This window comes from Kitasatospora setae KM-6054 (assembly GCF_000269985.1).
GTDB classification, from domain to species: Bacteria; Actinomycetota; Actinomycetes; order Streptomycetales; family Streptomycetaceae; genus Kitasatospora; species Kitasatospora setae.
The window spans coordinates 5,394,152-5,415,535 of record NC_016109.1 but is presented as its reverse complement, the minus strand read 5'-3'; the positions used below and the strand labels follow the sequence as shown (position 1 = coordinate 5,415,535).

Here is a 21,384-nt window from a genome sequence, read left to right as displayed (position 1 = left end):
CGGCCGCGGCATGAATGCGGCACATCGGGGCAGACGGTGTCCGGACCGGCTCTTCGGGGGGCCGGAACGCGCCGACGGCCGGCTCCCCGGGGGCGGGAAGTCGGCCGTCGGCGTTCAGGGGTGCTTGACCGGCGGAGCCGCGTGCGGGCCGGTCGGCAGGGGTGGTGCGTCCGTCACATCAGGGCGACGGCGAGGGCCTTGCGGGCGCGCAGGGAGGCACGTTCGGCCTTGCGACGCAGCCGCGTCGCGCGCAGCACCCGCAGGCCGAGGCGTTGCTCCTCGGCCTCGTGGAGGCGTTGCTGCATATGGGCGCGCGCCAGGGATTCTTGGAGGAGATTCATCTCGAGGGTCCTGTTCTGGATCTGGAGTTCGTTGGTCTGCTCGGAGCGGACGGTCGGGTCGATGCCGGCGGGGTTCATGTGGTGGTCCTGCTCGTGGTGCGTCGTCGGGAAGGGGCGGGTCAGTTCGGCGTCGGCCTTGGCGGCCGCGATGCGTACCGAGTGGCGCAGAGCGGTGTCCAGCGGGGGCTGCTCTCCCCTGCGGACGGCTCCGGTGCCGCTGCGGATGGTCCTGGCTGCGGGGTTCACGCCATGACCTCGGTCTTGCGCGGACGGCCACGCGGGCGCTTCCGGGCGACGATGACGCCCTGCACGAAGAGCTCCCCGCCCCAGACGCCCCACGGCTCGCGGCGCTCGACGGCACCGGTGAGACAGGCGGCCTTGACGGGGCAGGTGCCACACAGCGACTTGGCGTACTCGACGTCCGCGGGGGTCTCCGCGAAGAAGACCTCCGGGTCGAAGGCCCGGCACGGGATGGGGAGCCCGAGCGAGTCAGCCTCGTCGATGGCGGTGAGCTGCATGAGTGTTACCTCCGGGGGGTCGGCCTGCTTGGCCTTGACGGTCTTGTCGGTCGGTACGGACGGGAGGGGCGGCGGTGTGATGACCGTGGACACTGTGGGCGTCTTCCTCGTCTTCGATGTGGATCCGGCCGTTCCGTCGTGCGGATCGGTCCGGAGGCCCCGTGGGGCCTGGGTAGGTCTTGCGTACCGGACAAAACAGAAGGGCCGCGGAACCCGGTTGCTGGGTTTCCGCGGCCCTGGAGGCACCGCCCGTGACTGACTCAGTCAGGGTCGTTCGCTCCAGGGTCCAGGCCCGCGGAAAGCCTGCTTCCGGCCTGCTTCGGCGCCGCGCACGGCGACCTCAGCCAGGGAGATCTGCTGGTCCTGCTTCTTGCTTCCGGCACCGAGGACGGCCGCATAGTGCCCATGCCGGGCTTCTGCCACTACTGCCTTCGGTGCCTTGGTCGGTCGCTCGTCGGACAGCGAAATACCGTCGACAAACGTCGCCCAGTGACGGGAGAGACCTGCCTCGACACGGGTGCCCACAGCATTGCCGAGATCACTGACAGAGCAGCGACCGGCCAGCGGGAGTCCGGCGTTGCCGCCGGCCGTGCCGAGACCCAGACCCGGAACGCTGACGCGCGAGGGCATGGCGAGGGTGGTCATCAGGGTGGTCGTTTTGGCGATCATCTTGGTCTCCACTGCACTCGCCTCCTCTCGGCGTCTCGCGGCTCCCGGTCACCCGGGTTCCGATATCTGGTTGATGGTCAGCGCACGCAGAAACAAGCCCTCTGCGAGCTTTGCGGTCTCGTCCCCTTGACCGCTCCGGCAGGCTATTGCGCCGTACACGCGGCGCGCAAACTATTTTTCCGGCGAGTTCTCGACCGAGTTCCCGGCCTGGTCGTCGGCCTCGTCCCCGGAGGGGGCGCGCTCGGACTCCGGCTCGGTCTCCCCCGCCGGCTCCGGACTCTCCCCCGCACACAACAAGAGCACGTCGGCGCCGTACTTGTCCAGCTTCATGGCGCCCACTCCGGAGATCCTGGACAGCTCGGCGCGGCTGCCCGGCACGTCCTCCGCGACGGCCATCAGGGTGGCGTCGGTGAACACCACGTAGGCCGGGACGCTCTGCTCCTTGGCCTTGACCGCGCGCCACTCGCGCAGCCGCTCGTACAGCGCCTCGTCCATCGTGGACGGGCAGCCCTCGCAGCGGCGGAGCTTGAGCTCGCGGCCGTCGGTCAGGGTGCGCTCGCAGACCCGGCACTTGACCGGGCCGCCGCGGGACCGGCGCGCGGCGGGGCGCTCCGCGCCGGGCTCGACGCCGCCGCGCCCGCCGCGGCCGCGGGCGCCGGGGCTGCCGGAGCCCGGGCGCAGGCCGTCCAGGAAGCGGGTGGGCTTGCGGGAGGCGCGGCCGCCCGGGGAGCGGGAGAGCGCCCAGGAGAGGGTGAGGAAGCGGCGGGCCCGGGTGACGCCGACGTACAGCAGCCGGCGCTCCTCCTCGACCTGCTCGTCGGTCTTGGCGTAGATGATCGGCAGCGTGCCCTCGCTCAGGCCGACCAGGAAGACCGCGTCCCACTCCAGGCCCTTGGCGGCGTGCAGCGAGGCGAGCGTGACGCCCTCGACGGCGGGAGCGTGCTGGGCGGCGGCCCGGGCGTCCAGCTCGGCGACGTAGGCGGCCAGGTCGGCGCCCAGGCCGTCGGCCGTGCGGGCGGTCTCGAACTCGCCGGCGAGCCGGACCAGCGCGTTCAGCGACTCCCAGCGCTCGCGGACGGCGCCGGAGCCGGACGGCGGGGCGGGCGTGAAGCCGCGGGTGGCGAGCACCGCGCGGACCTGGGCGGCCAGGTCGGGCGCGCCGGCGGTCAGCGGGTCGTCGGCGGCCCGGGCGGCGCCCTTGAGCAGGACGCCGGCCTCGCGGACCTCGGGGCGCTCGAAGAACCGCTCGGCGCCCTTGAGCTGGTAGGCGATGCCGAGGTCGGCGAGGGCCTGCTCGTAGACCTCGGACTGGCTGTTGGTGCGGAACAGCACGGCGACCTCGCTGGCCCGCACGCCGGTGCCGAGCAGGTCGCGGATCAGCCGGGCGGTGGACTCGGCCTCGGTCGGCTCGTCCTGGTACTCGCGGTAGACCGGCTCGGGGCCGGCCTCGCGCTGCGAGACCAGCTCCAGCCGGTGCTGGGCGGCCTGGCCGCGGGCCTGCGCGAGCAGCCCGTTGGCCAGGTGGACGACCTGCGGGGTGGAGCGGTAGTCCCGGACCAGCTTGACCACGGTGGCGCCGGGGTGCCGGTGCCGAAAGTTCAGCAGATGGTCGGGGGTGGCGCCGGTGAAGGAGTAGATGGTCTGGCTGGCGTCGCCGACCACGCAGAGGCTGGCGCCGCCGTCGCCGCCGGTCCACTGCTCCAGCAGGCGCTGCTGGAGCGGGGAGACGTCCTGGTACTCGTCGACCGTGAAGTGCCGGTACTGGGAGCGGACCCGCTCGGCGACCTCCGGCCGGTCCTCCAGGACCGCGGCGGTGAGCAGCAGCACGTCCTCGAAGTCGATCAGGCCGCGGGTGCGCTTGAGCTCCTCGTACCCGTGGTAGACCCGGACGGTCTCGGCCGGGTCGCGCGGGGCCTCGCGGCCGGACTTGGCGAGCGCGGTCGGGTAGTCGTCGGGGACGATCTGGGTGACCTTGGCCCACTCGATCTCGGCCGTCAGGTCGCGCAGTTCGGTGCGCTGGACGCGCAGGCCGGTGCGGCCGGCCGCCTCGGCGACCAGCTGGACCTTGCGCTCCAGCAGCCGGGGGAACTCGCCGCCGACGGCGCGCGGCCAGAAGTACTGGAGCTGGCGCAGCGCGGCGGAGTGGAAGGTGCGGGCCTGGACGCCGTCCGCCCCGAGCTGGCGCAGCCGGCCGCGCATCTCGCCGGCCGCGCGGGCGGTGAAGGTGACGGCGAGGACCTGGGCGGGCTGGTAGACGCCGCTGCGCACGCCGTAGGCGATCCGGTGGGTGATGGCGCGGGTCTTGCCGGTGCCGGCGCCGGCCAGCACGCAGACCGGGCCGTGCAGGGCGGTGGCCACGGCCCGCTGCTCGGGGTCGAGCCCGGCCAGCACCGCGTCCGCTCCGGTCGGGGTGCGGCCGAACTGGGCGTGGGGGTCGTCGAACCCCAGGAACTCTTCCTGCATGCCTTCCATCCTCGCAGGCGCTCCGGACACTTGGGACAGGGTTGTCCACAGGCGGCCCACGATGATCGGATCGCCACACCGGTCCCGTTCCCGGAATGGGCCCGGTCCCCCGGGCGTTGCACGGGGCGGCCGTCCGGTCCCGGGCCCGGTCCCGGGCCCGGTCCCGGGCCCGACCGAAGTCACCGGCAGAAGTTCACCGACCGAAGGAGTCCCGCGCTATGTCCGGCACCGTCACGATGTACAGCACGACCTGGTGCGGCTACTGCAACCGCCTCAAGAGCCAGCTGGACCGCGAGGGCATCGCCTTCACCGAGATCAACATCGAGCAGGACCCGGCCTCGGCGTCCTACGTGGAGTCGGTGAACGACGGCAACCAGACGGTGCCGACGGTCGTGGTGGTGTCCGAGTCCGGCGCGCAGAGCGTGATGACCAACCCGAGCCTGCGCCAGGTCCAGGCCGCCCTGGTCTGACCGCTCCCGGTCGGTTCCGCGCGTTACCGGTCGCTCCCGGTCGGAAGTCGATCGCATTCCGACCGGAATTCCGACCGCCGTGGCAGGAATCCGCCGGCCCGGAATTCCCCCGCCCGAGGAAAAGCCGCCGCCGCAGCGCCCCGCGCGCTCCGGGCGGCGGCTTTTCGGCGTCCGGCCGCCGAAAAGCCGGCGGGCCGCCGGGCCGACAGCCCGCCGGGTCAGCCGGCCGCCGGCGCGCCGTCGCCGAGTTCGTAGAGCAGCCGGGCCCGGTCCGCGGCGTAGCGGGTCTCCATCACCCGGATCGGGCCGCGCCGGTCGCTGCTGATCCGGGTGTTGACCAGCAGCGGCACGCCGGGGCCGAGGCCGAACCAGGCGGCTTCGGCGGGGCTGGGCATCCGGGCGGTGAGGTGGTCGACGGCGGCGGTCTCGGTCCGGCCGAGTTCCGCCAGTATCCGCTCGTCGCCACCGGGGACGGGCAGGTTCTCCATCAGCGGGGTGCCGGCGGCCAGTCCGGCCCGGTAGTGGCTCTCCTCGATGGCGTACGGCTCCTGGTCGACCCGGCAGAGCTGACGGCGCATCATGACGTTCTCCTCGGAGCGCAGTCCGAGCCAGGCGGCGATGTCGCGGCGGGGCTGGACGACGACCACCTCGAAGTCGACGGTGAGCTGCCGGCCGGCGGCCGCCGCCTCGGCCGCGTAGACCTCGCCGCTGGGGGTGAGCGGGCCGGGGCGGGCCGGGCGGAGCGGGCGGGCGTGCACCCGGTGGTCGTACCGGGTGGGCTGCCGCAGGTAGGTGCCCTTGCCCTGGACCCGGGCCACCCGGCCCTCGTTGACCAGCACGTCGACGGCGAGCCGCACCGTGTTGCGGGCCACCTGGTACTGCTCCTCCAGCTCGTTCTCGACCGGGAGCCGGTCGCCGCCCTCCCACTCGCCCGCCTCGATGCGGCGGCGCAGGTCGGCGGCGAGCCGCTGGTACTTGGGCGAAGGGGCGGTGCCGCGCTGGATCGTCACGCGTGTGAATGTAGCCAGTGGGGTCGCGCGGTTTCAGCGGAATGCGCCAACCGCGCCCGGGATTGGGCGACGGGAAACCCGCGCCGGGGCGTTCCGGACGGGTCCGAACCATTCCGTCGGCCCGGAAGCCGCGCACGGCCCGCGCACGACCCGTCAGCCGCCCGCCCGCCGCGCGGCGGTCCGCCGACGCACCACGGGGGCGCGCGGAGAACTCCGCGCGCCCCCGTGGCCGGGGAGCCGCCGTCACCAGCGGGCGGCCGCCGGCAGCGGTTCGCCGTACCAGAGCTCGACCAGGTACCGGGCGATCGAGATGCCGGACGGTGGCAGGATCTCGCCGGCGGCCATCCCGGCCCGCAGTTCCTCCCGGCTGAACCAGCGGGCCTCGGACAGCTCCTCGCCGTCCACGGTGATCCCGGTGCCGTCGGGGTGCGCCCGGCCGATGAAGCCGAGCATCAGGCTGGACGGGAACGGCCAGGGCTGGCTGGCCACGTACTCGACCTCGCCGACCCGGACGCCCGCCTCCTCCAGCACCTCGCGGACGACCGTCTGCTCGATCGACTCGCCGGGCTCGACGAACCCGGCCAGCGTCGACCAGCGGCCCTCCGGCCAGAGCGCCTGCCGGCCGAGCAGGCAGCGGTCCTCGCCGTCGGTGATCAGCATGATCACCGCCGGGTCGGTGCGCGGGTAGTGCTCGGCCGCGCAGGAGGTGCAGCGGCGCAGGTGGCCGGCTCCGGCCTTCTCGGTGGGGTGGCCGCAGCGGGAGCAGAAGGAGTGCAGCCGGTGCCAGTGCTCCAGGGCGACGGCGTGCACCAGCAGGCCGGAGTCCCGGTCGCTGAGGGTGCTGCCGACCTCGCGCAGGCCGGCCGGGCGGGCGTCGCCGTCGAGCCGGCCGGGCAGCGACTCGCAGTCCAGCGCGAAGTAGTGGGTGCCGTCCTCGTCGGTGCCGAGGAAGTAGCGGTCGCCGGTCTGCGGGGCCTCGAAGGAGGGCAGCAGGACCAGTTCGCTGCCGGCCGGGGTGTCGACCACGAAGGCCTCGCCGCCGGCGATCGGCAGCACCCGGGTGGTGGGGTGGCTCCAGGCGGCGGCCAGCCAGGGCTCGTCCAGCCGGCGGTGCGCCGCCCGGTCCACCCCGGCGCGGGCCAACGCGAGGTGCTTGGTGTCGGGTGCGCTGCTCAACTCGTCCATCCCCGTTCGCGGTCGGTACGCCAGTGGTGGAGGTTCATCGCCGGAAGTTCTCCGCGAGGTCGCCCCACAGGTAGGCGGAGGTCTCGACGCCCTTGCGCAGCAGGTCGAGCTCCACCTTCTCGTTGATCGAGTGCCAGCCGTCCGAGGGCACCGAGATGCCGAGGAACAGCACCGGCGCCCCCAGCACGTCCTGGAGGTCGGCGGCGGGGCCGGAACCCCCCTCACGGGTGAACAGGACCTTCTGTTCGAAGGCCCGCTCCATCGCCCGGACGGTGGACCGGAGCGCCGGGTGGTCCAGCGGGGTCAGGCAGGGGCGGGTCGCGCCGGGAAAGACGATCTCGTACCGGATGCCCTCCGGGACCTGGGCGGAAACCCAGGCGGCGACGGCCTCCCGGACCTTTTCCACCTCTTGACCGGCGACCAGCCGGAAGGACAGCTTGAGGTGCGCCTCGGCCGGGACGATGGTCTTCCCGCCGGGGCCGGTGTAGCCGCCCCAGATGCCGTTGACCTCGGCGGTCGGCCGGGCCCAGACCCGCTCCAGGGTGGTGTAGCCGGCCTCGCCCCGGGTGCCGTACGACTTGGCGACCCGGAGCCACTGGGCCTCGTCGAAGGGCAGTTCGGCGAAGAGCGCCCGCTCCTCGGCGGTGAGTTCGACCACGCCGTCGTAGAAGCCGGGGACGGCGACCCGCCGGTCGGCGTCGTGCAGGCCGGCCACCAGGGCGGCGGCCACGTCGGCCGGGTTGGGGACGGCGCCGCCGAACGAGCCGGAGTGGATGTCGTTGTCCGGGCCGTACAGGTCGATCTGGCAGTCGGCCAGGCCGCGCATGCCGGTGCAGACGGTCGGGGTGGTCTCGGACCACATGCCGGTGTCGGAGACGATCACCGCGTCGGCGGCCAGCCGCCCGGCCTCCCGGCGGACCAGGGCGGCGAAGTTCGGCGAGCCGGACTCCTCCTCGCCCTCGACCAGCAGCTTGAGGTGGACGGCGGGGGCGGTGCGGCCGGTGGCGGCGAGGTGGGCGCGCAGGCCCAGGGTGTGGAAGAGGACCTGGCCCTTGTCGTCGGCGGCGCCGCGCGCGTACAGCCGGCGGCCGACCACGGCCGGCTCGAACGGGTCGGTGTCCCAGCCGTCCTCGCGGGCGGCGGGCTGGACGTCGTGGTGGCCGTAGACCAGCACGGTCGGGGCGCCCGCGTCGCCGGAGGGCCACTCGGCGAACACCGCGGGCAGCCCGTCCGTCTCCCACACCTCGACGACCGGGAACCCGGTCGCGCGCAGCTTGTCGGCCAGCCACTCGGCGGAGCGGCGGACCTCGCCGGCCCGGTCCGGGTCGGCGGAGACCGAGGGGATGCGCAGCCAGTCGGCGAGGTCGGCCAGGAAGGCGTCCTCGTGCTGGTCGATGAAGGAGCGGACGGCGCTGTCCGGCGTTTTCGTCATACGGACGACTTTAGTTCGCCCGGGCGGGTGCGTGCCCACGGCCTCCCCCGGCCGTGAGCACGGTCACTCCCGGCCGCGCCCGCGGCCTCCCCCGGCCGTGGGCGCGGCCGCCCGCCCCGGGGCTCAGCCGGCCCGGCGGGTCAGCCCGATCCGGGAGCGGGTGAGCAGCGCGGCCAGCAGCACCGCCACGGTCGGGAGGCCGACCACCAGGGCGGCCAGTTCCAGCCAGGGGACGGCGATGACCGCCTTCTCGTGGCCGACCATGGTGCCGTTGATCCAGATCGTCGAGTTGCGGGCCTCCAGCAGCCGCAGCGACACCGCCGGGACGGCGCCGCAGAGCAGGCCGAGGATCGAGCCCATCGCGGCGATCACCCCGCACTGGAAGCCGGACAGCCGCCGCCGGATGCCGCCGGACGCGCCGACCGCGGCCAGCGTGGCCAGGTCCTGCTGGGAGTCGGCGGCGGCCAGGCCGGTGGCGATGCCGGCCGCGCCGAGCGCGACCAGGGCGGCGAACACGGTCAGGCCGATGGTGATCAGCCGGCGCTGCGGCTTGAAGCCCTGCTCGACGTCCAGGTAGGTGCTGTCGTCGAGCTTGCTGAGCTCGGCGGTGGCCTTCTGGACCTTGCCGTCGGCGATCGCGGCGGCCGGGTGCCACATCGCCCCGGCCGGGCGGAGGCCGAGTCCGGCCCGCTCGGCGGCCTGCCGGCTGATCACGGTGACGGCGAACGGGACGTCGGCGTGCGCCTCGACCGCGTCGACGGTGACCTCGCGGAAGGTGCCGTCGTAGTGCCCGGCGTCCAACTGCTCCTTGGTGGGCTGCTCGGTGGCCTTCAGGTGGAGCTTGCCGCCGTCCAGGTAGCCGGGGCGGAACACCACGGCCTTGCCCTCGGCCAGCGCCCGCTCGGCGGCGGGGTCGCGCACCTCCAGCAGGTTGTGCAGCAGGGCGGCGTCGCCGACCAGGGTGTCGCCGAAGAAGCTGGTCGGGTAGGCGGGCAGCCGCTGCTCCTCCAGGCAGCGGGGGTCGGCCGTCAGCCGGCGGCGCTCGTCCATGTCGTCGGTGTCGTCGGCCGGGCAGCGCTTGTCCGGCGCCTTCACGGCCCGGACGTACCCGCACAGGTAGCCGTCGACGCACTGCCCGGGCTTCGGGACGAGGTCCAGCACGTCGGCGCGCTCGCCGAGGCCGGGCAGGTTGCTCTCGACCGACTCGCGCATCAGCGGGAACCGGCCGGGGTCGCCGTCCCGGCCGGCCTGCAGCAGCGCGACGGCGTTGGCCGGCAGCCGGGGCTGGTACTGCTGGCGCTGCTGCTCGATGTCGCTGTCGGTGTAGATGCCGACCGCGACGGCGCCGGCCACGGCGGCCATCACGGCGGCCACGGCGGGCGCGGTGCGGCCGCGGTGGCGCACCGAGTCGCGCAGCGCGAGCCGGGGGCTGAGCGGCAGGTGGCGGCCGAGCCGGCCGAACAGGCCGATCAGCACCGGGGTGCAGAGCAGCATGCCGATCTCGGCGACCACCGAGCCGCCGAGCAGGCCCAGGACGACGGAGGTGTTGGTGGCGGCGCAGAACAGCGCCAGCGCGGAGCCGCCGGCCACCATGACCGCGCCGAGCACGGCGAGCAGCCGGTTGGCGGGCTTGCTGCCGCCGCGGCCGGTGAGCGCCTCCACGACGTCCTGCCGGGAGGCCTGGACGGCGGGGACGACGGCCGCGAGCAGGCCGGTGACCAGGCCGAGCAGGGCGATCGCGAGCAGGTCGAGCGGCTGCAGGTCGAAGTGGCCGAAGCGCTGTCCGCCGTACTGCTCGGCGCGCGGCCGCAGCAGCGCGACCAGGCCGATGCCGCCGGCCAGGCCGAGCAGCGCGCCGGCGGTGCCGAGCACCGCGCCGCCGGCCAGCACCACGGCCCGGACGTGCGAGCGGTCGCCGCCGCCGGCCGCGAGCAGGCCGAGCTGGCGGCGCGAGCGGCGGGCGCCGACCGCGAACGCCGGGCCGGCCAGCAGCACGATCTCCAGCAGCGCCATGCCGACCACCACGGCGGCGGCGGCCAGCGCGCTCTTGTTGACGCTGGTCGAGTTCTGCGACGCCTCGGCGTAGTAGGGCACCTCGGCGCGGGGCGGCGGGTCCAGCATGACGGCCCGGGAGGCCGCCGAGAAGCCGTACTCGTTCAGCTCCAGCACCTTCGACCAGGGCAGTTGCGCACCGGCCGGCAGCTTGACCAGCCAGCTGGAGCGGTCCCGGATCCGTCCGGCCTCGACGCCCTTCGGGTCGGCCTTCGCCAGCGGTTCGAGGACGGCGCCGGGGAGGCCGTACAGCAGGGTGCGGTCCAGGTGCTGCGGGTCCTCGGCGACGGCGGTGATGGTGTACGGCTTGCCGTCCAGGCCGTGCAGCGCGGTGCGGTCGCCGATCCGCAGGCCGGAGCGGTCCAGGAAGTTCCGGGTGGCGGCGATCTCGTCGGGCCGGGCCGGGGCGGTGCCGTCGACCAGGTTCAGCTTGCCCTGCCAGACCGGGTCGGTCAGGTCGACCTCGTCCAGGCCGACCGACATCCGGCCTTCCCTGGTGGTGGTCGTGGTGCTGGTGTAGTTGTCGGCCGGGACGAGGACGGCGCCGGGCAGCAGTTCGGTGAGCAGCGCGGTCGGGTCGGTGTCGGTGCTGCGCTGCTGGGCGGCGTTCGGCCGCTGTCCCTTCTCGGGCGTGCGGGAGCTGTAGTCCTCGGCGTCGGGGCTCTGCAGGATCGTGCTGCCGCGGCTCTCCAGGGTGACCAGGGCCTGGGCGGTGCCCATCACCCGGGTGGCCTTCTCGTCCGGTTCGAGCTGGGCGCTGCGGGTGACCACGTCGACGCCGGCCACGCCGAGCACCGGGAGGGCGATCATCGCCAGGACGAGGGCGCTGCGGCCCTTGGCGCGCAGCGCGTCGCGGCGGGCGATCCGCAGGGCGGCGCGCCAGGCGGTCAGCTTCACCGGTCGCCGTCCTTGCGGGCGTTGGTGGCGGCGGCGAGCAGCAGGCTGCCGGCGTCCTGCCGGGCGGTCTCGTCGACCAGCAGGCCGTCGCGCAGGAAGACCACCCGGTCCGCCCAGGCGGCGTGCCGGGCCTCGTGGGTGACCATCATGGCGGCGGCGCCGGCGTCGCAGCGGGCGCGCAGCACGGCGAGCACGGACTCGCCGGTGGTGGAGTCGAGGGCGCCGGTGGGCTCGTCGGCGAGCACCAGGCGGCGGTCGCCGATCAGCGCGCGGGCGATCGCGACGCGCTGCTGCTGGCCGCCGGACATGTCGTCGGGGAAGCGGTCGGCGAGCTCGGCGATGTTCAGCTCCTCCAGCGCGGTGAGCGCCTCGCGGCGGGCGGCGCGGGCGGAGACGCCGTCGAGCTCGCGGGGCAGCGCGATGTTCTCGGCGGCGGTGAGGCCGGGTATCAGGTTGTAGTCCTGGAAGACGTAGCCCACCGAGCGGCGGCGGACGGCGGCCAGCTTCTTGCGGTCCAGCTCGCCCAGGACGGTGCCCTCGACGACGACCCGGCCGCCGGTCGGGCTGTCCAGGCCGCCCGCCAGGGTCAGCAGGGTCGACTTGCCGGAGCCGGAGGGCCCCATCACGGCGACCAGTTCGCCGGGGTAGACCCGCAGGTCGACGGCGCGCAGCGCGTGCACCTCGGCCGCGCCCTGGCCGTGCGTCCGGCTGACCTGGTCGAGGTGCAGGACGGGCTCGGCCGGCTTGAGTTGTTCGGTCATCGCTCCCCCAGGGGGTTTCAGAGGCGGCCGCGGTCGCGGCTCTTGGCGGCGCGTCGGGCGGGCGGCGCGGCGGCGGGTTCGGTCGGGGCGGCGGTGGCGCGCTCGGCGTGCTGGGCGAGCCGGGACTCGCAGTGGTCCAGCCAGCGGATCTCCGCCTCGGTCTGGAAGATCAGCTGTTCCAGCACCAGCAGCCAGGCCAGGTCCTTGCCGGAGCCGTCGTCGGCGGCCAGCGCCCGGCCCTTGAGCCGGGTGTAGTCCTGGAGGGCCTGCATGCTGTGCCGGCGCTGGCCGTGCACCACCGAGGCGACGTCGACGCCGGGGATGGTGACCGCCATCGCGAGCTTGATCGCGAGTTCGTCGCGCGGCGGGTTGGTGCGCGGCACCGGGGTCTCGAACCAGCGGCGCAGTTCGGAGCGTCCCTCGTCGGTGGCGGCGTAGAACTGGTGGCCCTCGTCGTCCTCGCCGGCCGACTCCACCAGCCCGTCCCGCTCCAGGCGGCCGAGCGTGGTGTAGACCTGGCCGACGTTCAGCGGCCAGGTGGCGCCGGTGCGGGCCTCGAACTCGGTTCTGAGCTGGTAGCCGTAGCGCGGGCCCTGGTCGAGCAGGGCGAGCAGGCCGTGACGGATCGACATACCGAGTATGTATACCGGGTATGGCACCCGCCGCTCAAGCCGCCTCCCCGTTCACGTCGGCCCGTTCACGTCGGCCCGGTACGGTCGTCGGCGTGACCACTCTGCGGATCGCCACGTACAACCTGCTGCACGGCCAGCCGCTCGCCCCCGACGGCAGCCCCGCGCCCTTCCCGGCCGAGCCGGGCGCCCCGCTGGCCGACGCGGTCGCCTCGCTGGACGCCGACGTGCTCGCCCTCCAGGAGGTCGACCGGTACCAGGAGCGCTCCGGCCGCACCGACCAGGCGGCCGTCGCCGCCAAGGCGATGGGCGCCGCCGACTGGCGCTTCGCCGCCGCCCTGCACGGCACCCCGGCGCCCGGCGCGGGCTGGCTCGCCGACCCGGCCCGGCCGGGCCTGGCCGTCTACGGGCCGGGCGACCTCGCCGACGACTCCCGGCCCTCGTACGGGACCGCGCTGCTCACCCGGCTGCCGGTGCTGCACTGGCGGGCCCGCCGGTTCGCGCCCGCGCCGTTCGGCCTCCCGCTGCGGGTCGCCGGGCGGCGCGGCCTGACGCCCGTCCCGGACGAGCCGCGGGCGGCGCTCGCGGCGGTGCTGGCCGGGCCGGGCGGGGAGTTCACCGTGGTGGCCGCGCACCTGTCCTTCGTGCCGGGCTGGAACGTCGGGCAGCTCGCCGCGATCCGGCGCTGGATCGCCGACCTGCCGCAGCCCTACCTGGTGCTGGGCGACTTCAACCTGATCGGCGCCGTGCCGCGCACCGTGCTCGGCTCGGCGCACGCGATCCAGCGCACCGCGCGGCGCGAGCGGGTCCGCACCGCCCGGCGGACCCGGCTCCAGGGCTGGTACGACCTGGCCCGCACGCCCACCTACCCCTCGCACCGCCCGACCGTGCAGTTCGACCACATCCTGGGCATCGGCGTCCCGCGCAGCACGGTCGGCTCGGTCGCCGCGCCGCGCACGCCGGTCTCCGACCACCGCCCGCTGGTGGTCGACATCGAGGTCTGAGCCGGCACCTCAGCAGCCGGCGTCGGTCACCCCGCGGGCCGCCGAGTAGGCGGCCTGGGCGGGCAGCGCGACCGGGTCGAACTGGAGCAGCAGCATCGCCGCGTCGTCGCCGAGCTTGTGGCCGACGTGCCGGACCACGTCGTCGTGCAGGCGCTGCAGGATGTCGCCTGGGCCGTCGTCGGCGAGCAGCGGCAGCCGGTCGGTGAGCGGGTAGAACGCGCCGCCGTGGTCGCGGGCCTCGATCACGCCGTCGGTGTAGAGCAGGATCCGGTCGCCGGGCTCGGCGGCGACCAGTTGGAGCGGGGGGCGGACGTCGACCGGGTCGAGGACGCCGAGCGGGGGGACGGTCTCGTCGGCGGCGAGCAGCCGGGGCGGGTCCTCGCCGCGGAGCAGGACGGGCGCGGGGTGGCCGCAGTTGGCGATCTCCAGGACGCCGTCGGCCCGGACGCAGACCAGCACCAGGGTGACGAACTCCTCGTCGACGCCGGGGTGTTCGTTCTCGTGCAGGGCCCGGTCGAGGCTGACCGCGAGCCAGCCGGCCACCCGGTCCAGGGCGGCCTCCTGGTGCGCGGCCTCGCGGAACGCGCCGAGCACGGCGGCGGCGGTCTCGACCGCGGCGAGGCCCTTGCCGCGGACGTCGCCCATCACGGCGCGCACGCCGTACCGGGTGTTGACGACCTCGTACAGGTCGCCGCCGATCGCGGCGTCGGCCGCGGCCGCGGCGTAGCGGACGGCGGCCCGGACCGGGCCGACCCGCTCGGGGACGGGGCGGAGCAGCACCCGGCGGGCGATCTCGGCGACCAACTGGGCCTCGGCCAGGGCGCGTTCCTGCCGGATCCGCAGGGTGGCGGAGAGGTGGCCGATGCCGGCGATCAGGACGATCGCGGCGACGGTGGCGGCGTGCACGGACTGGCCCAGGATCCCGTGGTACCAGGCCATGCCGAACGCGCAGACCTCGGCGAGGGCGCCGATCAGCAGCGGGTACCACGTCCGCCGGGAGACGACGGCGGCGAGGGCGGGGACGGCGGTCAGGGCGGGCTCGACGCTGACCTGGGTGCCGGTCAGCAGGTCGAGCGAGAGGATCAGCAGCATGCCGACCAGCGGCAGCGCGTGCGAGGTCTTGGGCCAGGTGCCGGTGACGGTGCCGGGTACCGGGCCTGGGGTGGGGCCGTGGAGGACGTCCCTGATCCATCCGGTCGCGCTCAACGTCGGTCTCTCCAGCGGAAGGTGCGGGTGCTGCTCGGCACCTGCGGGTCTGACGGAAGGTCAGGGGGTCGGGAGCCCTGACGGCGGCCGGAGTACGAGGGATGACCGGTTACCGACCCCACAATAGGCACGAAACGTGCAGGGCGCACAGGTTTCGCGTGATCTCGTGACGGGTTGGATGCTCTGAGTGACTCTTTTCTACCTATTCCCGATCAGAAGATCGCTCAACTCTTTTCGGCCAGGAAGTCCTGACGGGGTTTCGACCCGCCCGGAGCGCACGTAGCAGAACGAGGCGGCCACCTCCTCCACCGCGACGCCCGCCTGCTCGGCCCAGGCCAGCCGGTAGACGGCCAGTTGGAGCGGGTCGCCGGAGTCCTCGCGGCCGGTCTTCCAGTCGACCACCTCGTAGCGCGGCGCCCCCGCGCCGGCCCCGCCCGCACCCCCCGCCCCGCCCGCCCCGCCCTCGGCGGCCCGGTAGACCGCGTCGATCCGGCCGCGCACCACCCGGCCGGCCAGCACCAGTTGGAACGGCGCCTCGACCGCGTACGGGGTGCGGCGGGCGTACGGGCCGCGCAGGAAGGCGTCCTTGAGGCGCTCCAGGTCGCGCTCGTCCTCGATCTCCTCCTCGTCCAGGCCGGGCAGCGCCTCGGGGCCGAGCAGCAGCGGCTGGTCGTAGCGGGACTGCACCCAGGCGTGGAAGCGGGTGCCGCGGCGGGCGGCGGGCGCGGGCGGGCGGGGCATCGGGCGGGCCAGGTCGCGGGCGAAGCCGTCCGGGTCGGCGGCCAGCCGCATCAGCTGGGTGGCGGAGAGCGAGGCGGGCAGCTCGACGTCCCGGGTGGTGCGCCGGGAGCGCTCCAACTCGCCGAGCAGCGCGGTCAGGTCGCGGTCCCAGGAGGCCAGCAGCCGCTGGTCCTCGACGGCCATCGGCTCGCCCTCCGGCGCGGGCGCGCCGGCCAGCCGGTGCCGGACCACCTGGGCGACCCGGCGGCGGGCGCGCTGCGCGTCCGGGTCGAGCGGCAGCGGCCAGGGGGTCTCCACCGAGACGTCCAGCGCGGGGTTCTTCTCGTCCTTGCCGGGCGGCTCGGCCCAGTGCTCGATCTCGCCGTTGCCCGGTCGCTCGCAGTGCTCGCGCAGCGCGGTCAGGAAGTCCGACGGCCCGCGCCGGGTCTTCTGGGTCGGCCCCCACCAGTGCCCGGAGGCCAGCAGCAGCGTGCGCGGCCGGGTGAACGCGACGTAGCCGAGCCGCAGTTCCTCGACCCCGGCGTGCTCGGTCATCTCCTGCTTGAACCGGCCGAGGCCCTTGGCGTCCCAGGCCGGGTCGGCGGGCAGGGTGGCGGCGTCGCCGCGCAGGGCGTGCGGCAGCACCTTGCGGGTGGAGGTCCAGCTGTCGCGGCCCTTCTTGGACGGGAACGCCCCCTTGACCAGGCCGGGGACGGCGACCACGTCCCACTCCAGGCCCTTGGACTTGTGCGCGGTGAGCACCTTGACGGTGTCCTCGCCGCCGGGCAGGCCCGCGTCCAGGCCGCGCTCGTACTCCTGGGCGGCGCGCAGGAAGCCGAGGAAGGCGGCCAGGCCGGGGTCGCCGTCCAGGTCGGCGAAGGAGGCGGCGATGTCCAGGAAGGAGTGCAGGGTCTCGCGCCGGCGGGCGGCCAGCGCCAGCGGGGAGGCGGAGAGTTCGACCTCCAGGCCGGTGGCGGTGAGCACCCGGTGCAGGACGTCCATCAGCGGTTCGGCGAGCGCCCGGCGCAGTTCGCGGATCTCCCGGGCGAACCGGGCGAACCGCACCCGGGCCTCCGGCGAGAACGGCAGGTCGTCGGGCTGCTCGGCGTCGACGAAGGTCTCCAGCGCGTCGGCCAGCGAGACCACCTCGGTGGGGTCGGTCTCGGCGACGGCGGCGCTCAGCGCGTCCTGCTCGCCGGGGCGGGCGGTGCGGACGAGTTCGGCGGCGCGGCGGCCGAGCAGCGCCAGGTCGCGCGGGCCGGTGCGCCAGCGCGGGCCGATCAGCAGCCGGACCAGGGCGGCGTTCGCGGTCGGGTCCTGGAGGACCTCGCAGACCGCCACCAGGTCGGCCACCTCCGGGAGTTGCAGCAGTCCGCCGAGGCCGACCACCTCGACCGGGACCTTCCGTTCGACCAGCGCGGCGTGGATGTCGGGGAAGGAGCCGCCGGCCCGACAGAGCACGGCGATCCGGCCGGGCGCGGTGCCGGTGCGCACCAGGTGGGCGATCGAGTCGGCCAGCCAGTCGATCTCGGCGGCGTGGGTGGGCAGCAGCGCGACCCGGGCGGAGCCGTCCCGCTCGGCGCCGGGGGCGGGCCGCAGCGCCTCGACGCCCTCGTGCATGGCGCGCAGCGGGGTGGCCAGCCGGTTGGCGAGGTCGAGCAGCCGGCCGCCGCTGCGGCGGTTCTCGCTGAGCGCGAAGCGGTGCGCCGGGCCGCCGTCGGCGAGCGGGAAGTGCCGGGGGAAGTCGTCCAGGTTGGCGACCGAGGCGCCGCGCCAGCCGTAGATCGCCTGGCAGGGGTCGCCGACCGCGGTGACCGGGTGCCCGGCGCCCGACTCGCCGCCGAACAGGCCCGCCAGCATGAGGCGTTGGGCGACCGAGGTGTCCTGGTACTCGTCCAGCAGCACCACCCGGTACTGCTCGCGCAGCAGCCGGCCGACCTCGGGGCGCTGCTGGGCGAGCCGGGCGGAGGCGGCGATCTGGTCGCCGAAGTCGAGCAGGCCGAGCTTCTGCTTGCGGGCCCGGTAGTCCTCGACCAGCCGGAGCAGTTCCTGCCGGCCGCGGGCGGCCTTCGGGACGGCCCGCAGGTCGTCGTTGGTCAGTTTGACGCCGGCCAGCTGGTCCAGTAGTTCCTCGTCGTGCTCCCGCAGCCGGGCCGGCTCGACCAGGTGCTCGGCGAGTTCGGAGTCCAGCGCGACGAGTTCGGCGACCAGCGCGGAGAAGGTGCCGGTGAGCGCCGGGAACGGGCCGCGGGCCTGGCGCAGGACGCGGGCGGCGAGCTGGAAGCGGGTGGCGTCGGCCAGCAGCCGGACGTCGGGTTCGATGCCCAGCCGCAGGCCGTGCTCCTTGAGCAGGGTGCCGGCGAAGGCGTGGTAGGTGGAGATCTGCGGGTCGCCGAGGGCGTCCTCGTCCTCGGCGCGGACGCCGGCCCGCAGCAGGGCGGCCCGGACGCGTTCGGCGAGTTCGCCGGCCGCCTTGTTGGTGAAGGTCAGGCCGAGCACCTGCTCGGGGCGGACCGCGCCGGAGCCGACCAGCCAGACCACCCGGGCGGCCATCACGGTGGTCTTGCCGGAGCCCGCGCCGGCCACGATCACGCCGGGGGCCATCGGCGCGCCGATCGCCGCCACCTGCTCGTCGTTGAACGGGATGCCGAGCAGGTCGCGGAGCTGCTCCGGGTGCCGCAGCGGCTCAGTCGACGACATGCCGGCCGTCCCGCTGCGCGGAGCAGCTGCCGCGGAAGGCGCAGCGCCCGCAGCCCTCGCCCGCGGTGGGGGTGAACCGCTCGGCGAGCACCTTGCCGGCGGTCTGCACCAGCAGGTCCTCGATCCAGGGGGTGCTCTCCTCGGGCAGCTGCCGCTGCACCTTGGGCGCCTCCGGGTCCTTCTTGTCCGGGGTGCGCAGCTGCACGAGCTCGGCGCCGCCGGGTACCGCGCCGTGCTCGAAGCCGGGCAGGCCGTCGAGCGCGCCGTTGCCCACCGCCAGCTGGTAGACGGCGAGTTGGCGGTGCTCGGGGAGCGACTTGTCGGTCGGGACGTGCTTGCCGGTCTTGAAGTCGACGACGTAGGCCCGGCCGGCCGCGTCGGCCTCGACCCGGTCCATCGAGCCGCGGATCCGGACGGCGACGCCGCCGACGTCCAGGGTCAGGTCGAAGCCGTGCTCGGTGGCGACGGTGGCGCGTTCGCGCTCCAGCACGTGCCAGCGCAGGAAGCGCTCCAGGGCGGCCCGGGCCTCGCCCTTCTCCTGGGTGGACTTCCAGGGCGCGTCGAAGGCGAGGGCGTCCCAGACGGTGTCCAGCCGTTCCATCAGGACGGCCAGGTCGGCGGGGGTGCGGCCGGAGCCGACCTCGTCGGCGAGGGCGTGCACCACGTTGCCGAAGCCCTGGGCGGCGGAGGCGGTGGTGCCGGCCTTGACGTCCTTCTCCAGGAACCACTGCAGGGTGCAGGTCTCCAGCTGCTCCAGGCCGCTGCCGGAGAGCCGGACGGGCTGGTCGGGCTCGCGCAGCGGGTGCGGGGCGGCGGTCGGGTCGTCCAGGCCCCACCACTGGTCGGGGTGGGCGGCGGGGACGAGCGGGCGGCCGTCCTCGTCGGTGGCGGCGGCCAGGGTGGCGAGGCGTTCGGCGGCGGCCCGGCGCAGCTGCGGGGAGCGGTCCGGGTCGACGGTGACGGCGCGCAGTTCGGCGACCAGCGCGGGCACCGAGAGCGGGCGGCGCGGCCGGGCGGTGACGTCGGCGACCTTGACCCGGGGGGTGCGCTCCAGCACCCGGCCGGTGCGCGGGTCGAGGGTCTCCCGGTAGAGCTCGCGCAGGAACCGGGAGGGTTCGTCGCCGTCCTCGGCGGGCGCCTTGACGGCGGTGACGACCAGCCGGTCCTTGGCCCGGGTCGCGGCGACGTAGAACAGCCGGCGCTCCTCGGCGAGCAGCGCGGCCGGGGTGAGCGGTTCGGCGAGGCCGTCGCGGCCGATCCGGTCGGCCTCCAGCAGCGAGCCGCGGCGGCGCAGGTCGGGCCAGAGGCCCTCCTGGACGCCGGCGACGACGACCAGCCGCCACTCCAGGCCCTTGGAGCGGTGCGCGGTCATCAGCCGGACGGCGTCGGGGCGGACGGCGCGCACGTGCAGGGTGTCGGCGGCGATGTCCTGGGCCTCGACCTCGGCGAGCAGGTCGAGCGCGCCGCGGTGGCCGGTGACCCGCTCCTCGGCGCGGGCGGCGGTCTCGAACAGGGCGCACAGCGCGTCGAGGTCGCGGTCGGCGTTGCGCCCGGCGGGGCCGCCGCGCAGGGCGGCCCGCTCCAGGCGTTCGCGCCAGCGCCGGGAGCCGTCCCAGAGCTCCCAGAGCGCGTCCTCGGCGCTCGCGCCGCCGGCCAGCAGTTCGCGGACCTTGCGCAGCAGCGTGCCGAGTTCGTGGGCGCGGCGGGCGTAGGGGGTGTCCAGCAGGGCGAGCAGCTCGGGGTGGTCGAGGGCCTCGCGGATCAGCTCCTCGGCGGGGCGGACCACGCCGGGGGCGCCGTCGGCGGCCAGCGCGCGGCGCTCCTCCTCGCGCAGGGTGCGGCCGAGGCGGCGCAGGTCGGAGCCGTCCAGGGCGGCGAGCGGGCCGGTGAGCAGGGTGTGCGCGAGGTCGGCGGTGAGCGCGCCGGGGCCCTCGGCGCAGACCCGCAGGGCGAGCAGCAGCGGGACGACGGCGCTCTCCTCGCGCAGCGGCAGGTCGTCGCCGTCGATCTCCAGCGGGACGCCGGCGGCGGCCAGCGCGCGCCGCACCGCCGGTATGGTCCGGGAGCCGGCCCGGACCAGCACGGCCATCTCGCCCCAGGGGACGCCGTCCTCCAGGTGGGCGCGGCGCAGCAGGTCGGCGACCGAGTCGAGTTCGGCGCCGGGCGTCGGGTAGGTGTACACCTCGACGGCGCCGCCCTCCCGGGAGGGGAGCAGGGCGCGGTGCGCGGCGAGCTTGTCGGCGGGCAGCCGGCCCATCGGCATCCGGCGGGCCAGCTCGCGGGTGGCGGCCAGCAGCACCGCGCCGGAGCGCCGGGAGACCCGCAGCACCTTGACCTCGGCGGGGCGGCCGTCGGCGTGCCGGAAGGCGTCGGGGAACTCCAGGATGCCGTTCACGTCGGCGCCGCGGAAGGCGTAGATCGACTGGTCGGGGTCGCCGACCGCGACCAGGTCGCGCCCGTCCCCGGCGAGCCGGCGCAGCAGCCGGACCTGGGCCGGGTCGGTGTCCTGGTACTCGTCGACGAAGACCACGTCGTAGCGCTCGCGCAGCCGGGCCGAGACGTCGGGCCGCTCGGCCAGCAGCACGGCGCGGTGCACCAGCTCGGCGTAGTCGAGGACGCCGCGCAGGTCGAGCACGTCCAGGTACTCGGCCAGGAAGTGCGCGGCGGCGGCCCAGTCGGGGCGGTCCACGCCCGCGGCGAAGCGCTCCAGTTCCCGCTCGCCGAGGCCGAGCTCGCGGCTGCGGGCGAGCACGGCGCGCACCTCGTCGGCGAAGCCGCGGGTGGTCAGGCAGGCCCGCAGGTCGAGCGGCCAGCCGATGGTGCCGACGCCCGCCTTGGCGTCCTCGGCGCCGCCGGCGAGCAGTTCGCGGACCATCACGTCCTGCTCGGGGCCGGAGAGCAGCCGCAGCGGCTCGGCGTACTCCTCGGGGGCCTGGTGGGCGCGGAGCAGGGCGTAGCAGAACGAGTGGAAGGTGGTGGCCTGCGGGGCGGTGGCGCCGATCCGGGCGGTCATCCGGTCGCGCAGCTCCATCGCGGCCTTGCGGCTGAAGGTCAGCACCAGGACGCGCTCGGGCGCGGTGCCGTCGGCGACCCGCCGGGCGACCGCCTCGACCAGCGTGGTGGTCTTGCCGGTGCCGGGGCCCGCGAGCACCAGCAGCGGCCCCGAGGCGTGCTCGACGACCGCCCGCTGGAAGTCGTCCAGCACGGGCGGGTCGGGCTGCGCGAGGGGGCTGCGCACCAGGCGGAACGGTGAGGTCACTGCGGTCCAGGGTCGTACGGCGGTTCAGCGGCGGGCCGAGGGGGGAACGGCTCGCCGCGACGAGCCTA

At 75.1% G+C, this 21,384-nt stretch carries 15 protein-coding genes; 2 read left to right on the top strand and 13 right to left on the bottom strand.

The genetic code is table 11. The features are described from left to right. Positions 1-173: 173 nt before the first annotated feature. From KSE_RS46395 to KSE_RS24150, 4 genes are all read right to left on the bottom strand, one after another. Complete coding sequence (locus tag KSE_RS46395) at positions 174-587, bottom strand: hypothetical protein (protein ID WP_014137975.1); 414 nt, start codon at positions 585-587, stop codon at positions 174-176. Next, positions 584-952: a WhiB family transcriptional regulator gene (locus KSE_RS24155; protein WP_014137974.1), complete on the bottom strand. Its 369-nt coding sequence runs from the start codon at positions 950-952 to the stop codon at positions 584-586. Before KSE_RS24155 ends, KSE_RS46395 begins: the two co-directional genes overlap by 4 nt. 171 nt (positions 953-1,123) lie before the next feature. Beyond that, positions 1,124-1,540 (bottom strand): hypothetical protein, encoded by a 417-nt coding sequence (locus KSE_RS42330; protein WP_148283152.1) that lies wholly within the window; start codon positions 1,538-1,540, stop codon positions 1,124-1,126. A gap of 159 nt (positions 1,541-1,699) precedes the next feature. Next, positions 1,700-3,991 (bottom strand): ATP-dependent DNA helicase UvrD2, encoded by a 2,292-nt coding sequence (locus KSE_RS24150; protein ID WP_193365928.1) that lies wholly within the window; start codon positions 3,989-3,991, stop codon positions 1,700-1,702. A 218-nt stretch (positions 3,992-4,209) separates the two neighbouring features. Between KSE_RS24150 and KSE_RS24145 the strand changes: the two genes are divergently transcribed. Continuing rightward, positions 4,210-4,461 (top strand): mycoredoxin, encoded by a 252-nt coding sequence (locus tag KSE_RS24145; protein ID WP_014137972.1) that lies wholly within the window; start codon positions 4,210-4,212, stop codon positions 4,459-4,461. A 218-nt stretch (positions 4,462-4,679) separates the two neighbouring features. Here KSE_RS24145 and KSE_RS24140 read toward each other — a convergent pair whose 3' ends face one another. From KSE_RS24140 to KSE_RS24115, 6 genes are all read right to left on the bottom strand, one after another. Then, entirely contained in the window at positions 4,680-5,471 is a 792-nt protein-coding gene (locus KSE_RS24140; RefSeq protein WP_014137971.1) for a GntR family transcriptional regulator, read from the bottom strand. Positions 5,472-5,714: 243 nt separating this feature from the next. Then, complete coding sequence (nudC, locus tag KSE_RS24135) at positions 5,715-6,656, bottom strand: NAD(+) diphosphatase (RefSeq protein WP_014137970.1); 942 nt, start codon at positions 6,654-6,656, stop codon at positions 5,715-5,717. A gap of 34 nt (positions 6,657-6,690) precedes the next feature. Then, on the bottom strand, positions 6,691-8,088 hold the full coding sequence (locus tag KSE_RS24130; protein WP_014137969.1) for a dipeptidase: 1,398 nt from the start codon (positions 8,086-8,088) through the stop codon (positions 6,691-6,693). A 123-nt stretch (positions 8,089-8,211) separates the two neighbouring features. Further along, positions 8,212-11,037, bottom strand: coding sequence for an FtsX-like permease family protein (locus tag KSE_RS24125; protein WP_014137968.1), 2,826 nt, complete (start codon positions 11,035-11,037; stop codon positions 8,212-8,214). Next, complete coding sequence (locus tag KSE_RS24120) at positions 11,034-11,798, bottom strand: ABC transporter ATP-binding protein (RefSeq protein WP_014137967.1); 765 nt, start codon at positions 11,796-11,798, stop codon at positions 11,034-11,036. Before KSE_RS24120 ends, KSE_RS24125 begins: the two co-directional genes overlap by 4 nt. Positions 11,799-11,815: 17 nt before the next feature. Beyond that, positions 11,816-12,430, bottom strand: coding sequence for a PadR family transcriptional regulator (locus tag KSE_RS24115; RefSeq protein ID WP_014137966.1), 615 nt, complete (start codon positions 12,428-12,430; stop codon positions 11,816-11,818). Positions 12,431-12,522: 92 nt separating this feature from the next. Between KSE_RS24115 and KSE_RS24110 the strand changes: the two genes are divergently transcribed. Further along, entirely contained in the window at positions 12,523-13,431 is a 909-nt protein-coding gene (locus tag KSE_RS24110) for an endonuclease/exonuclease/phosphatase family protein (RefSeq protein ID WP_014137965.1), read from the top strand. Between the two features lie 9 nt (positions 13,432-13,440). Here the strand turns inward: KSE_RS24110 and KSE_RS24105 are convergent, their stop codons facing one another. The 3 genes from KSE_RS24105 to KSE_RS24095 all read right to left on the bottom strand — a co-directional run bounded on the left by KSE_RS24105 (position 13,441) and on the right by KSE_RS24095 (position 21,316). Then, on the bottom strand, positions 13,441-14,637 hold the full coding sequence (locus KSE_RS24105; RefSeq protein ID WP_014137964.1) for a PP2C family protein-serine/threonine phosphatase: 1,197 nt from the start codon (positions 14,635-14,637) through the stop codon (positions 13,441-13,443). 198 nt (positions 14,638-14,835) lie between these two features. Continuing rightward, positions 14,836-18,057, bottom strand: a complete 3,222-nt coding sequence (locus KSE_RS24100; RefSeq protein WP_014137963.1) for an ATP-dependent DNA helicase — start codon at positions 18,055-18,057, stop codon at positions 14,836-14,838. Further along, positions 18,044-21,316 carry an ATP-dependent helicase gene (locus KSE_RS24095; protein WP_014137962.1) on the bottom strand — a complete coding sequence of 1,091 codons (3,273 nt, stop codon included), beginning with the start codon at positions 21,314-21,316 and terminating at the stop codon, positions 18,044-18,046. The genes KSE_RS24100 and KSE_RS24095 overlap by 14 nt, the downstream gene beginning before the upstream one ends. Positions 21,317-21,384 lie beyond the last annotated feature (68 nt).